The sequence below is a fragment of the Nonomuraea sp. NPDC001831 genome, assembly GCF_042892035.1.
GTDB lineage: Bacteria > Actinomycetota > Actinomycetes > Streptosporangiales > Streptosporangiaceae > Nonomuraea.
Window position 1 is genome coordinate 358,983 of the sequence record NZ_JBIATU010000008.1, and the last position, 13,450, is coordinate 372,432.

At 70.4% G+C, this 13,450-nt stretch carries 14 protein-coding genes; 6 read left to right on the forward strand and 8 right to left on the reverse strand.

The genetic code is table 11. The annotated features are described in order from the left end of the window. Positions 1-4 precede the first annotated feature (4 nt). Genes ACFYYW_RS26990 through ACFYYW_RS27000 form a run of 3 tightly spaced genes read left to right on the forward strand, consistent with a single transcriptional unit; the run spans position 5 to position 2,268 of the window. Positions 5-619: a MarC family protein gene (locus tag ACFYYW_RS26990; protein WP_352319244.1), complete on the forward strand. Its 615-nt coding sequence runs from the start codon at positions 5-7 to the stop codon at positions 617-619. A gap of 11 nt (positions 620-630) precedes the next feature. Then, positions 631-1,350, forward strand: coding sequence for an MBL fold metallo-hydrolase (locus tag ACFYYW_RS26995; protein WP_352319246.1), 720 nt, complete (start codon positions 631-633; stop codon positions 1,348-1,350). Further along, the gene (locus ACFYYW_RS27000; RefSeq protein WP_387652507.1) at positions 1,351-2,268 is read left to right on the forward strand and encodes a RecB family exonuclease; all 918 of its coding nucleotides are present in this window, start codon (positions 1,351-1,353) and stop codon (positions 2,266-2,268) included. It abuts the gene before it with no gap. A 14-nt stretch (positions 2,269-2,282) separates the two neighbouring features. Here the strand turns inward: ACFYYW_RS27000 and ACFYYW_RS27005 are convergent, their stop codons facing one another. From ACFYYW_RS27005 to ACFYYW_RS27015, 3 genes are all read right to left on the reverse strand, one after another. After that, complete coding sequence (locus tag ACFYYW_RS27005) at positions 2,283-3,188, reverse strand: oxygenase MpaB family protein (RefSeq protein WP_387652509.1); 906 nt, start codon at positions 3,186-3,188, stop codon at positions 2,283-2,285. 13 nt (positions 3,189-3,201) lie between these two features. Then, positions 3,202-4,092 carry an alpha/beta fold hydrolase gene (locus tag ACFYYW_RS27010; protein WP_387652511.1) on the reverse strand — a complete coding sequence of 297 codons (891 nt, stop codon included), beginning with the start codon at positions 4,090-4,092 and terminating at the stop codon, positions 3,202-3,204. Positions 4,093-4,402: 310 nt separating this feature from the next. Further along, entirely contained in the window at positions 4,403-6,244 is a 1,842-nt protein-coding gene (locus ACFYYW_RS27015; RefSeq protein WP_387652513.1) for a DEAD/DEAH box helicase, read from the reverse strand. A gap of 350 nt (positions 6,245-6,594) precedes the next feature. Here ACFYYW_RS27015 and ACFYYW_RS27020 point away from each other — a divergent pair, with 350 nt between their 5' ends. Further along, positions 6,595-7,248, forward strand: coding sequence for a ferritin-like fold-containing protein (locus tag ACFYYW_RS27020; protein WP_387652515.1), 654 nt, complete (start codon positions 6,595-6,597; stop codon positions 7,246-7,248). A 523-nt stretch (positions 7,249-7,771) separates the two neighbouring features. On the opposite strand, the gene ACFYYW_RS27025 is transcribed toward ACFYYW_RS27020, so the two are convergent. From ACFYYW_RS27025 to ligD (ACFYYW_RS27045), 5 genes are all read right to left on the reverse strand, one after another. Further along, positions 7,772-8,002, reverse strand: a complete 231-nt coding sequence (locus tag ACFYYW_RS27025; protein ID WP_352319257.1) for a DUF3107 domain-containing protein — start codon at positions 8,000-8,002, stop codon at positions 7,772-7,774. A gap of 91 nt (positions 8,003-8,093) precedes the next feature. Further along, positions 8,094-8,714 (reverse strand): TetR/AcrR family transcriptional regulator, encoded by a 621-nt coding sequence (locus ACFYYW_RS27030; protein WP_352319259.1) that lies wholly within the window; start codon positions 8,712-8,714, stop codon positions 8,094-8,096. Between the two features lie 108 nt (positions 8,715-8,822). Then, positions 8,823-9,032, reverse strand: coding sequence for a hypothetical protein (locus ACFYYW_RS27035; protein ID WP_352319261.1), 210 nt, complete (start codon positions 9,030-9,032; stop codon positions 8,823-8,825). Positions 9,033-9,075: 43 nt separating this feature from the next. Next, positions 9,076-9,951: a non-homologous end-joining DNA ligase gene (gene ligD, locus ACFYYW_RS27040; protein ID WP_387652518.1), complete on the reverse strand. Its 876-nt coding sequence runs from the start codon at positions 9,949-9,951 to the stop codon at positions 9,076-9,078. Next, positions 9,948-10,829 (reverse strand): non-homologous end-joining DNA ligase, encoded by an 882-nt coding sequence (gene ligD, locus ACFYYW_RS27045; protein ID WP_387652520.1) that lies wholly within the window; start codon positions 10,827-10,829, stop codon positions 9,948-9,950. The genes ligD (ACFYYW_RS27040) and ligD (ACFYYW_RS27045) overlap by 4 nt, the downstream gene beginning before the upstream one ends. A gap of 81 nt (positions 10,830-10,910) precedes the next feature. Between ligD (ACFYYW_RS27045) and ACFYYW_RS27050 the strand changes: the two genes are divergently transcribed. Then, a complete protein-coding gene (locus ACFYYW_RS27050; protein ID WP_387652522.1) occupies positions 10,911-11,822 on the forward strand; it encodes a Ku protein in 912 nt (303 codons plus the stop codon). 1,200 nt (positions 11,823-13,022) lie between these two features. Then, a complete protein-coding gene (locus ACFYYW_RS27055) occupies positions 13,023-13,388 on the forward strand; it encodes a hypothetical protein (RefSeq protein ID WP_352319269.1) in 366 nt (121 codons plus the stop codon). The last annotated feature ends 62 nt before the right edge of the window (positions 13,389-13,450 follow it).

Here is a 13,450-nt window from a genome sequence, read left to right on the forward strand (position 1 = left end):
AGCGGTGTCCGGGGTCAGGTTCTTCGTCGAGGCGTTCGTGACGATGTTCGTGATCATGGACCCGCCGGGCGTCATCCCGCTCTTCCTCGCCTACACCTTCGGCCGCACCCCGGCCGAGCGGCGGCGCATCGCCTGGCAGGCCGCGGTGACGGCGTTCTGCCTGGTGGTGGTGTTCGCGGTGTTCGGGCGGGCCATCCTGTCGTACCTGCACGTCGAGGTGCCCGCCATGCAGATCGCGGGCGGCCTGCTGCTCCTGCTGGTGGCCCTGGAGCTGCTGCGCGGCACGGCCGAGCCGCGCACCGACACCGTGCGCTCGAACGTCAACGTCGCCCTGGTGCCGCTCGGCACGCCGCTGCTGGCCGGGCCCGGCGCGATCGTGGCGACCATCGTCTTCGCCCAGCAGGCCGAGGGACGCGCCGACGGGCTGGCCGCGCTGATGCTGGCCATCGCGGCCGTGCACATCCTGCTGTGGCTGTTCATGCGCTTCTCGGTCAGCATCATCCGCGTCATCAAGGAGAACGGCGTGGAGCTGGTCACCAGGATCGCCGGCCTGCTGCTGTCGGCGCTCGCCGTGCAACTCATCATCAACGCGATTCGCGCTCTCATGCAGACGGGCTAAAGTTCGGAAGCGTGACAGCGCGTATCGAGCGAGTGGTGACCGAGGGCGTCGTCGACATCGACGGCACCGAGCACAAGGTCGAGAACAACACCTGGATCATCGGTGACGACGACGAAGTCATCGTCATCGACGCGGCGCGTGACGCCGAGAAGATCCTTGAGCAGGTCGGCGAGCGTGAGGTGCTGGCCGTCATCTGCACCGCGGGCCTGCCCGACCACGTCGGCGCGGCCATCGAGGTGGCCAGCAGAGACGAGGCGGTCGTCGCCCTGCACCCCAAGGACAAGCCGCTGTGGCGGGAGACCTGGCGGGAGACCTGGCCCGACATCGACATGGAGGACGACGGCGTCTTCGGCGTCGCCGACGTCCAGCTCGACGTCATGGAGACGCCCGGCGTCACGCCCGGCGGGATCTCGCTCTACTGCGAGGCGCTGGGCGCCGTCTTCACCGGCAAGGCCCTGCAGGCCGACGGGCCGGGCAAGCTCGGCGGCGAGTACCCGGCGCTGGCCGACCAGCTCACCTCGATCGGCGGCCGGCTGTTCACGCTGCCGCCCGACACGCGGGTGCTGGCCAACCACGGTGACGAGGTCACCGTCGGCGACCTGGAGCCGCACTTCGACGACTGGGTGTCGGGCTCGCTGACCCGCGACCCGGCCGCCCCCCGCGACGACGAGGGCCCGCTGACCGACGGCACCAGGGTCTCCGGCATCAAGCTCGGCCCCGGCGACGAGTAGGTGTACGACCAGCTTCCGCTGGACGGGATGCCGCGGCGGCTCTACGCGTGCACGCCGTCGCGGTTGAACACCTGGCTCGACTGCCGCCGCCGCTACCGGTTCACCTACCTGGACCGGCCGCAGCCCTCCAAGGGGCCCGCCTGGGCCCACAACAGCGTCGGGGCCAGCGTGCACAACGCGCTGGCGGCGTGGTGGCGTGAGCCGTACGAGCGGCGCACGCCGCTGACGGCCGCCGTCCTGCTCACGAACGGGTGGATCACCGAGGGGTTCAGGGACGCCGAGCAGTCGGCCGAGTGGCTGGGCCGGGCCCGCGACCTCGTGTCCGGATATGTCACGACCTTAGATCCCGCGGACGATCCGGTCGGCGTCGAGCGCACGGTCGCCACGCGTACCAAGGTGGTCGCGCTGTCCGGGCGCATCGACCGGCTCGACCGGCGCGGCGACGAGCTGGTCGTGGTCGACTACAAGACCGGCCGCCGCCCGCTGACCCAGGACGACGCCCGCTCGTCCCTCGCCCTGGCCACGTACGCCATCGCGGCCTCCACGATGATGCGCACGCCGTGCCGGGCGGTCGAGCTGCACCACCTGCCCACCGGCGAGGTCGTCGAGTGGCGCCACACCGACGAGTCGCTGGGCCGGCACCTGCGCCGCGCCGAGGAGATCGCGGTCGAGGCCGCCGCCGCCGACGACCGCTACCGCGCCGTGATGGGCGCCCCCACCGCGACCAAGCGCTCCGCGGCGGGCCGGGGGGCGGGCGAGCGTCCCGTCGTCGGCCCGGCCCAGGTCCCCGCCGAGCTCGACACGGTGTTCGCCCCCAGCCCCGGCCCGCTCTGCTCGTGGTGCGACTTCCGCCGCCACTGCCCGGAGGGCCAGGCCGCCGGCTCCGACCGCAACCCCTGGGACGGCCTGGCCGACTGACCCCCGCGAAGCGGTCAGGCGGCCCGCGCCGCCGGCCAGCGACGGGGGTCGGTCAGGCCCTTGAGCCCCTTGCTCACGTCGTAGCCGGCCGCGCCGAGCCGGGCCCGCGCGGCCGCCAGCATCGCCCGCGTCGAGGGCATGAACGCCCGGTCGTGCACCGGCTCCGGCAGCGCGTTCATGCCCAGCCGGAACGCCCTCAGCGCCGCGGTGACCGTCGCCGGGGGCACCTCGGGCAGCACGCCGTACATGCGGCGGGCCCACTCCGGGAGCGTGTAGTAGCAGAGCGCGCCGAAGGGGAAGTAGGCCGGTTTGCCCGGCGACAACATGCGCAGCTCGCGCGGCAGCCGGGGCCACAGCAGGAACCGCACGGTCGCCGCCGCCTCCTCGGTCACCCGCAGGGCGGGCCGGGCCTGCTTGAAGTAGGCGTCCATCTCGGCGCACGAGCCCGGGACGTCTTCGGGGTGCAGCCCGACGTAGGAGGCGCTCCTGCGCTGCTCGCGCAGGTAGCGGTCGGCCTGCCGCTCGTTCAGCCCGAGCCCGCCGCGCCTGGCCACCTCCAGGTACGACGACACCTCCGCGCAGTGGACCCACAGCAGCAGCTCCGGGTCGTCCACCCGGTGCGTGCGCCCGGTGCGCGGGTCGGTGATGCGCAGCGCCTTGTGGATGCCGCGCACCCGCCGGCCGATCTCGTCGGCCTCCGCCGGGCTGCCGAACGTCACCCGGCCCACGAAGTCGGCAGTGCGGCGCAGGCGGCCGAAAGGGTCGTCCTGGAAGGTGGAGTTCTGCCAGACGCCGAGCATGGCCAGCGGGTGCAACGCCTGCAACATGAGGCCGCGCACGCCGCCCACCCACATCGAACGGTCGAGATGCACCTGCCAGGTCGCGCTCCGCGGCACCTGGACGACGAGTTCGTCCGTCATAGTAAGTGAATGATTACATGGCATTGGACCTTGTGTCCAAATAGTGCTTCTCAGCCGCGTTCCAGAACCTGACCAGCGCGGCGGCCGTCGTCTCCGGCGCCTCGACGGCGGGGGAGTGGACCGCGCCGGGCACGACCACGCAGTCGGCGCCGAGCCGGGCGGCCGTCTCCGACTGGGTCTCGGGCGACCAGCCGTCGTCGTGCTCGCCGTAGAGGACCAGGGTGGGGATCTCGATCTGGCGCAACTCGTCGGTGCGGTCGTGGGCGTGCAGCACCTGCTCGGCCATGCGGGCCAGGCCGGTGGGGGAGTTGGCCAGCAGCCGCTTGCGCAGGAACGCCATGATCTCGTCGGAGACGTCGGCGGCCAGCGCCTCGGGCTCCATCCGGTGGTGCCAGAGGTGTTCGAGCCCCAGGGCCGGGATCTCGTCCATGATCTCCCGGCCGTTGCGCGCCCGCCTGCCCTCGATGGCCGCCGGGCCCGAGCTCATCAGCGTGAACGAGGCGAACCGGGTGCGCCCGTCGATCACGGCCTCCCGCCCGACCAGGCCGCCGAAGGAGTGGCCCACCAGGTGGACGGGGTCGCCGCCGCCGATGGCCTGGGCCATCAGGTCGACGTCGGCCCCGAGGGCGGCGCAGGTGTAGGCGGCGGGGTCGTCGGGGCCCGGCGTCTCGTACTGGCCGCGCAGGTCGACGGCCACCACCCGGCGGCCGGACTGCGCCAGGGTCATCAGGACCGCGATGAAGTCCTCCTTGCTGCCGGTCAGGCCGGGGACCAGGAGGGCGGGCCAGCGCTCGACCACACCGCTGACCGGAAGCGCCTCCAGAGCCGCGAACGCGCCATGGGGCGTTTCGAGCTTCTGCGGCGTCACACCGGGTGGCAGGTCGAGGAATCGCGGCGTACTCACGTGGGGCAACAATACCCAGAGGTCAGCGCCTCGACACCGGCAAAGCTGCGACCCTGATGCGAGTTGTGGCGAGTTGTGATGTTTGCGGCTTTCGCGCTTCGGAGGCGGGTGGCGGCCTCCTCGTCCCCGGTGGGCCGTGGCGGGCCCTGAGGCGGCCTCTGGGGTTCTGCGGTGCCCGGACGGCGCATATGTCGGCCGGTGCCGCCGTGAGGCCGTGAGGGGGGCCTACGGCTCCCTCCGCGCGCCGGTGCCGTACCGACGAAAAGGCGCGCACCCCGCGAACGGGATGCGCGCCCTCTTCTCGTCGTCGCTAGCCCGCGCGACGGCGGTTGCCGCCACCGCCACGGGACTGGCGGCGCTGCTGCTTGCGCTCGGTCGCCGCGGACGGCGCGATGTCATCGTCGTCCGTGGCCAGGTCGGGTGACTGGAAGATCACCGCGAACGGGCTCGGCGGGATGATCCGCTCCGGCTCCTTGCGGGCCGGCGGCGGAGGCGTGGCCAGGAAGCTCGGCTGCGGCACGGACTCCACGACCGGCTCGGGCGCGACCTCGGCCGCCCCGCTCCGGACCGGCTGCTCCACCGGAGCGGCCTCGGCCGCACGGCTGCGCGCGGGCGCCTCGGCGGCCTCCTCGCGCGGCCGCGGGTCGGCGGCCTGGGGCTGGTCGGCCTTGCGGGAGCGGGTCCGCTTCACCGGGGTCTCCGGCGCCTCGGCCAGCGCCTGCTCGATGGCCGACGACGCGGCCCCCCTGCTGCGGACGCGCGTGCGCTTCGGCTCGGCGGCCGCCGTCTGGACCTCGTCGGGCGTGAAGATGGCGGGAGTCTCCTCCGTCTTGGCGGCCACGATCTCGACCTCCGGCGTCTCGGCGGGTGCGGTTTCGGCCAGTTCCCTGCCGCCGCGGGTGCGGCGACGCTGGCGCTGGGCGCGGGCCGGGCGCTCGCGCTCTTCGCGCTCCTCGCGCCGGCCCTTGCCGCCGCGGGTGCGGGAGCGGCCGGTCTCACCGAGGTCCTCGATGCGCTCCGCGGACAGCCCGGCGCGCGAACGGCTCGCGTGCGGCAGGACGCCCTTGGTGCCTTCGGGGATGTTCAGCTCGGTGTAGACGTGCGGCGAGGTGGAGTAGGTCTCCTCGGGTTCGGCGAAGTCGAGCCCGAGCATCTGGTTGATCATCTTCCAGCGGGTCAGCTCCTCCCACTCCACGAACGTGACCGAGATGCCCGTGCGCCCGGCCCGGCCGGTACGGCCGATGCGGTGCACGTAGGTCTTGTCGTCGGAGGGGCAGTCGTAGTTGACCACGTGGGTGACGTCGTCGATGTCGATGCCGCGGGCCGCCACGTCGGTGGCCACCAGCACGTCGATCTTGCCCGCCCGGAAGGCCCGCAGCGCCTGCTCGCGCTGGCCCTGACCGAGGTCGCCGTGGACGGCCGCGACCGCGAAGCCACGCGTGTCGAGCTGTTCGGCGACCATGTCGCAGGCCCGCTTGGTCTCGCAGAAGACCATGGTGAGCCCGCGGCCCTCGGCCTGGAGCAGCCGGGCGACGATCTCGATCTTGTCCATCCGGTGGGCGCGCCAGACGATCTGGCGCACCTGCGGGGTGGTCTCGCCCTCGCCGCTCTCCATCTCCGCGCGTACGTGGGTGGGACGGTTGAGGTATTTGCGGGACAGCGAGACGATCTCGCCCGGCATGGTGGCCGAGAACAACATCGTCTGCCGCTCCGCGGGGATCAGCTTGAAGATCCGCTCGATGTCGGGCAGGAAGCCCAGGTCCATCATCCGGTCTGCCTCGTCGAGCACGAGGGAGGTGACCTGGCTCAGGTCGAGGTGCTTCTGCTTGACCAGGTCGAGCAGCCGGCCCGGGGTGCCGACGATGACGTCGACCCCGGCCTTGAGCGCCTCGATCTGCGGCTCGTAGGCCCGGCCGCCGTAGACGGTCAGGACTCGGGAGCCGAGCTTGCCGGCCGCGGTGACCAGGTCCTCACTGACCTGGACGGCCAGCTCGCGGGTCGGCACGACGACCAGCCCGCGGGGCTTCTTGCGGTTCTTGCGCGGCTTGCCGATGCTCTGGAGCATCGCGATGCCGAACGCGTAGGTCTTGCCCGTGCCCGTGCGCGCCTGGCCGATGAGGTCCTGGCCGCTCAGGGCGAGCGGGAGCGCCATCTCCTGGATGGGGAACGGTGTGACGATACCCTCGGTCTCGAGGGCATCGGCGATCTCTGGTGTGACTCCGAGGTCTCGGAAAGTCGTCAGCGTGGCCTGCCTCAGTCTCAAATGAAGGCGGGCCTGCCGGGACCGACGGGCGGAAAACAGCCCCCGTTACGTGGGTCCTCGCGGTAGAGCCAGCCCTCTCGCGTCATCAGCGACCGCGCACCCGGGGAATCGGGGGTTATCGGGGGAATCCCCCGAACTAACACAGTGCGGTCGCACTTTCACAGAGCAGTGTACTCGATACCACAACGCTGGCCGAGCTCGCTTATGTTCCCGCATATTTCGGGAAGTACGCTGCCTCCATGAACGAGTCTCCTGGAGTCGTCGACCTGCTCGGGGTTCTAGCTTACGCCGAGCTCAGCGCCTACGCCCGGATGACCGAGGACGCCGCCACCCTGGCGCCCTCGCTCGCCGACCGCGCCGCGCTCAGCGAGCTGGCCGTGGCCGAGTACGCCCACTTCCGCCTGCTGCGCGACCGCCTGGCCGAGCTGGGGGCCGATCCGGAGGAGGCGATGGCGCCGTTCGTGGCGGCCCTCGACGCCTGGCACGCCCAGACCCGGCCGGCCGACTGGCTGCAGGCCCTGGTCAAGACGTACGTGGGCGACGGGATCGCGCTCGACTTCTACCGGGAGGCCGCCCGGCACCTGGAGCCGTCGATCGTCGAGCTGGTGGACGAGGTGCTGGTGGACGAGGCCCGCTCGCAGTTCGCCGTCGAGCGGGTCAGGGCCGGGATCGAGGCCGACCCGACGGCGGGCGGGCGGCTGGCGCTGTGGGCCCGGCGGCTCGTCGGCGAGGCGCTCAGCCAGGGGCAGCAGGTGGCGACGGCGCGGCCGGAGCTGGCGTTGCTGCTGGTGGAGTCGGCCAGGGCGGCGGGGGGCGAGACGCCTGACATCTCACGCCTGTTCGCGACGCTGACGGAGGCCCACAACAAGCGCATGGCCACCCTCGGCATCTAGCCCCGGCGCGACCGTGGGGAGCCGGGCCATCTGCGATCTTGCCGGGGCTGGATCTTGCCAGGACTGAAAGGAGACCGGTCTGGCCGTGGGGCGGTGCGAGGGGACGAAACGGATGTACCGTCCCAGACATGAGGGGCTCGCGCCGCTACGGCAGTTCCTGGACGAGATGTGGGCCGAATCGCTGGACCTCGCGCGTCGTGTTGCGGAGGGGAAGCGCGGGATGCCCGACGAACGACCGGCGACGGGATCACGCCGACCACCTGTATGCAGACCCCGGCGGGAACCGCCGCCCCCACGTCCGGGGCTGCCGCCTCGGACGGCCGGGCGACCGCGAGCCATGTGGCCCGTGATGCCGTTGCGGCTGGTGGTGCGTTCCCTCGCGTGACCTGGCGGAGGCGTTGGGCGGCGGGCACGGCTCGGCTGGTGAGGGCACTGGTGGTGAGGGCACGGCTCGGCTGGCGAGGGCACGGCGGTGAGGGTACGGCTGGTTGGGCCGTACCCTCGTTGTGGGCCTTCAGGGTGGTTAGAGGGTGCCGCCGAAGCCGACCGGCCGGGCTTCGTCCTCACCGATCTCGACGAAACCGAGCGAGGCCACCGGCACGACCACGCGCCGGCCCTTGACGTCGGTGATGGCGAAGACGCCGCGATCTACCGACAGCGCGTTCCTGATCTCCTCTTCGACCTGCTCGGCGGAGAGGTCGGTCTCGACAACGAGTTCGCGGTGTACCGAGCGTACGCCGATCTTGACTTCCATCGTGGCTCCCTAGTCGACTGGGTTAGCGCTCGGTTCCATCGTCGCCGCTCGAAGGCCCGCAGGCAGTGAATGATCGCGCCCAGCGAACGGGTTATGCCGTACGCGGAAAACCGCTGATCCCGCGCCAGGCGAGCCGCGCCATGAGCTGCTCGGCCGCGTCCTTGGGGATCGAGCCCTGCGCGGTGACCCAGTAGCGGGCGCTCACCTCGGCCATGCCGACCAGGCCGACGCCGAGCAGGTGGGCCTCGTCGCTGGTGCAGCCGGTGTCCTCCTGGATGACCGCGCTGACCATCTCGGCGCACTCCTGCAGGGACCGCTCCACCCGCTGGCGCACGGGCGCGACGTTGCGCAGGTCGGACTCGAAGACCAGCCGGAACGCCTCCCCCTGCGTGGAGACGAAGTCGAAGAACGCGCTGAACGTGGCCTGCACCCGCAGCTTGTTCTCGTGGGTGGAGGCAAGGGCCTCGCGGCAGCGGTTGACCATGTCGTCGACGTGCAGGTCGAGCAGCGCGAGGTAGAGCTCCAGCTTGCCGGGGAAGTGCTGGTAGAGCACCGGCTTGCTGACCCCGGCCCGATCGGCGATCTCGTCCATGGCGGCCGCGTGGTAGCCGTTCTCCACGAACACTTCCTGCGCGGCGCTCAGCAGTTGCCGGCGTCGGGCCAGTCGGGGCAGCCGGGTGCCCCGGGGCTTCGCGTCCGGGGTTGCGGTCACGCGGGTCTCCATTGGTCTCTCAGCGAACTGTGCCGACATCCTACGTGCGGGCAGCCGACACCTCGGCGGTCATCGTCATACACGCTCGGTCTGGCGGGCGGCCCCTGCTCAGCGGTAGTCGTCGTCGTCGTAGTCCACGACGCGGTCCTGGTCGGCCGCGTCGGCGGGGTCGGCGTCGAGCGGAACCTCGCGGCGCGCCCCGGCGGTCTCCTGGCGGATCTCGCGATGCTGCTCGGCGGCGTCGGCCTCGGGCGTCTCCGGCGACAACTCCTCTTCCTCCTCCTCGTCGTAGACGTTCTCGTCCCCGCGGGTGTCCATCTCCGACATCTTCGGCCCCCCTCTTGGTGTGGACGGGTCCAGACTACGCCCGGCCGAAAAGGTCACCGTGCTTCTCCACTCTGGCGAGTACGTCAGGGGCGGTGAACACCAGATCCTCGGGGTGTGCACAGTCCTCGACCTCCTTCCACAGCAGCGGCGTCGAGACCGTCGGCCGCTCCCTGGCCCGCAGCGAGTACGGCGCCACGGTCGTCTTGGCCGGATTGTTCTGGCTCCAGTCGATGAACACCTTGCCTGGCCTGGCCTTCTTGGCCATGACGCTGACGATCTCCTTCGGGTGCTCCTTCTCCAGGACCTGGGCCAGCCTCTTGGCGTACGCGGACGGCTCCTCGCGGCAGTCCCAGTCGGCGTAGAGCTGCATGCCCTTGTTGCCGCTGGTCTTGGGCCTGGCGTCGAGCCCCTCGCCCTTCAGCACCTCGCGCAGCGTGAGCGCCACCCGGCAGCACTCCACGATGGTCGCCGGCGCGCCCGGGTCCAGGTCGAACACGAGCGTGTCGGGCGGCAGCGCGGCGCCGTCGTCGTCCACGCGCCACTGAGGCACGTGCAGTTCGAGCGCGGCCAGGTTGGCGTAGTAGGCGAGCGTCGGCAGGTCCTCCACGACGGCGAAGTCGATGCTCTCACGGTTCTTGGTGCTGCCGGGGGCGGGCAGGTTGACCTTCCTGACCCAGTCGGGCGTGTGCTCGGGCGCGTTCTTCTCGAAGAAGAACTGGCCGGTGACGCCGTTGGGGTACCGCTTGACGGTCAGCGGCCGGCCGGCGAGGTGCGGCAGCAGGACGGGGGCCACGCGGCTGTAGTAGTCGATGACCTCGGCCTTGGTGAAGCCGATCTCCGGGTAGAGCACCTTGTCCAGGTTGCTCAGCGTCAGCTCGCGCCCGTCGACCCTGACCGGCACCTTCTTCACAGCGTCACCTCCGCGGGGAGCTTGTCGGCGCGCAGCCCGCGCCACACCGGATGTCTCAGCCGCAGCTCGTCGGTCCACATCGTGTAGCCCACCTCCCCGACGAGATCGGGCCTAACCCACCGATTTCTCCACGGGACGGCGTTCGTGAACGGGCTGCGCGGGATCTCCAGAGGTCGGAGCGCCTGGTGGAGGTCGTCCAGGATGGCGTCGGTGAACCCGGTTCCCACGTGGCCGACGTACGTCAGTCCTTCACCGGTGAAGACCCCCATGACGAGCGAGCCGATCCCGCCGGCCCTGCGGCCTTTGCCGGGCTTCCAGCCGCCGATCACGACGTCCCGCGTGCTGAGGTGCTTGACCTTGATCCACCACGGCGAGCGCACGCCCGGCCGGTACGGGGAGTCGAGGCGCTTGGCCACCACGCCCTCCAGGCCCTGCTCGCGCGTGGCGGTGAGCAGGTCGGAGTCCCCGGGGAAGTACGGGGGCGCGCCGACGTCCAGCTCGTCGAGGAGCGCGCGGCGGTCGCGGTAGGCCAGGTCGAACAGCGGCCGGCCGTCCAGGCAGAGCAGGTCGAAGGGCATGTACGTGACGGGGTAGAGCTCCAGCACGGCCGGTTCCGGGTCGGTCAGGTGCATACGGTGCTGGAGCCGGACGAAACTGGGCCTGCCGCGCCGGTCCAGCGCCACGACCTCGCCGTCGAGCACGGCGTTCTTGACCCCGAATCCCGAAATTTCGGGGTAACGCCGGGTGTACTCCACGCCGTGCCGTCCCGTCACCCTCAGGACGCCGTCGAGGTGCACGAGCGCGCGGATGCCGTCCCACTTGACCTCCAGGCCGTACCGGTCGCGATCGGAGGGTAGTTCCCCAGGTACGGCCAGCATTGGTTCAATCGGGTATGGCATTGGTTGCCCCATGACGGGTATGTGCCCATATGGTGAGCCCGCTACTGCTGAGGAGTGCCCATGCGCAGCATCTGGAAAGGTGCGATCTCCTTCGGGCTGGTCACCATCCCCGTGAAGCTCTACTCGGCGACCGAGCAGAAAGACGTCAGCTTCCACCAGGTCCACCGGGACGACGGCGGCCGCATCCGCTACAAGCGCGTGTGCACGGTCGACGGCGAGGAGGTCCCGTACGCGGACATCGCCAAGGGGTACGAGCTGGCCACGGGCGAGATGGTGGTGCTCACCGACGAGGACTTCGAGGACCTGCCGCTGAGCACGTCGCGCAGGATCGACGTCCTGCAGTTCACCCCGGCTGAGCAGATCGACCCCATCTACTTCGCCAAGTCGTACTACCTGGAGCCCGACGCGCAGGGCGCGAAGCCGTACGTGCTGTTGCGGGACGCCCTGGAGAGCTCGGGACAGGTGGCCGTGGTCAAGGTGGCGCTGCGGCAGCGGGAGTCGCTGGCCACCCTGCGCGTACGGGACGGGGTGTTCGTCCTGGAGACCATGTTGTGGCCGGACGAGATCCGCGCCCCCGACTTCGAGTTCCTGGAGGAGGACATCGAGGTCCGGGCCCAGGAGCTCAAGATGGCCGAGTCGCTGATCACCACCATGGAGTCGGACTTCGACCCGAGCGAGTACCACGACACGTACCGCGAGGCGTTGCAGCAGGTGATCGAGGCGAAGGTGGCGGGCAAGGAGGTCGTCGCGGCGCCGGAGGAGGAAGAGGCGGGGCCGGCGGTGGACCTCATGGCCGCTCTGCGCGCCAGCGTCGAGGCCGCGAAACGGGAGCGGACCGGGGAACCGGCCAAACCGAAGAAGGCGGCGGCCGGCGGCAAGTCCGCCAAGGCGTCGAAGGGGGCGGAGGAGGCCAAGGAGGAGGCCAAGGAGGAGAAGGCCCCGCCGAAGCGCAAGGCCCGCAAGTCCGCCTGAACCGCTCCGCCACGGCGGTTCGCGCGACGACTTACCCAGGACGTTCGAACTTTCCCAGGACGTTCGAACCGGACACCGTGGCGAAGACCTGCTGCCCGCCGACCCGCGTGACCACCTCCGCCGGTCAGGCGCCCGTGCGTCCTGGTGCTGGGTATCCAGCGGGGTGCCGACGGCCATCCCCACGCTGAGGCCCGGCGTCACCCAAGGGGGAGACGCCGTTCACCGGCGACCTGGACCGCCATGGCGACGTAGGGCACCCCTCATCGTGCCGGTGACGAACCGCATGGCCGGATACAGCTGTGGACGGCGCCGAGGTACGCACGAAGGCTGGTGAAGGCGACCGTTGCGGTGGTGGAGAGGGCGACGAGCCACCGATCCCGGCCCGGATGATCTCGTTGCGGAGGCCTGGCCACTTCCGGATCAAGGTGACCGATCGGGTTGCGTACAACGCCTGGCGGACCAGCCAGGTGCACTGGCGTGAGGTCATCACTGCGCGGGAGTTGGCGAGGCGGTTGGTCGGGTGAGATGGCCAACGTCAGGTTCGCGCTCGACAGCCGGGCGGCGCAGCGAGCGTGAGGCCGAGCAGGTCGCGCTCGTTGGCGGTGAACGGGCGTTCCCGGGGCCGACGTGCCGGAGTGGGCGAACGTATACACCTGCGTGCGCGGGCCGCCGGCCGGGCTCAGCGTCGCAAAGGAGTCGCACTTTCCGCTCGGCCTGAGAGTGGCACAGGTCGCACTGCCTGCTTGGCCCGAGGGGCACAGAAGGTGTGGCCTCTCACGGTGCGCCAGGGACGGCCGTCCGCGTTCCGGCTCACATAACGGCCATTAGCCATAAAGCGGACATTGTCTTCAAATCACAATAAGCCATGTCAACTGCCCCCGGGTAAATCGGACGATCACCGACACACTGTGTCGGTCGAGAGCCGGTGCCCGGGTTTCCGGGGCCCACCTATCCTTGCTGGAAGCCCCCGCCAGGCGATCATGATAGATTCGGACATATCATGGCATATCAGTCAATAAATGTTTAATGCAAGCAATAAGGCTGTTAATGCATAGCAAAAAGGCGGCGGTTCTGTGTTGCCGTGCCCGCGTCCAGGAAATGACATTTCACGGATGGCTCGTCACAGGTCGTCCAAGGGCAGTTCCCTGGCAACCGGGGAGCGTTGAGAACGGGGCAACCAATCCTTTAGGGGGAAACGCAATGCCCAAGCTCAAGAGTATTCTCGCAGGCCTCGCCGTCAGCACGGCCATGGGCGGCGGTGTCGTGGCACTCGGTGCGGCGACCACCGCGACCAGCGCCGACGCCGCCACCAGCGCCGGTGTCGTCACGTCCACCAGCTTCCAGGCCGGCTGCTTCCGCAGGTCCCGGTGCGGTGGCTGGGGATGGGGCAACAACTGGGGCGGCTGGGGCGGCGGCTGGGGCTGGCGCCGTCACCACAACCGCGTGGGCAAGGTGAAGGTCACCATCCACAACCGCAACTTCAACCGCAACCGGGTGACGGACAACGAAACCACGCGCCCGACGGTCCGCGACCACGACCGCGACCACGACCGCGACTGGCGTTGACGGCGGACGGATCCGTCATCCTCGTGAAGGCGGCGCCGCGCTGAATTCGACCATCGGGTACC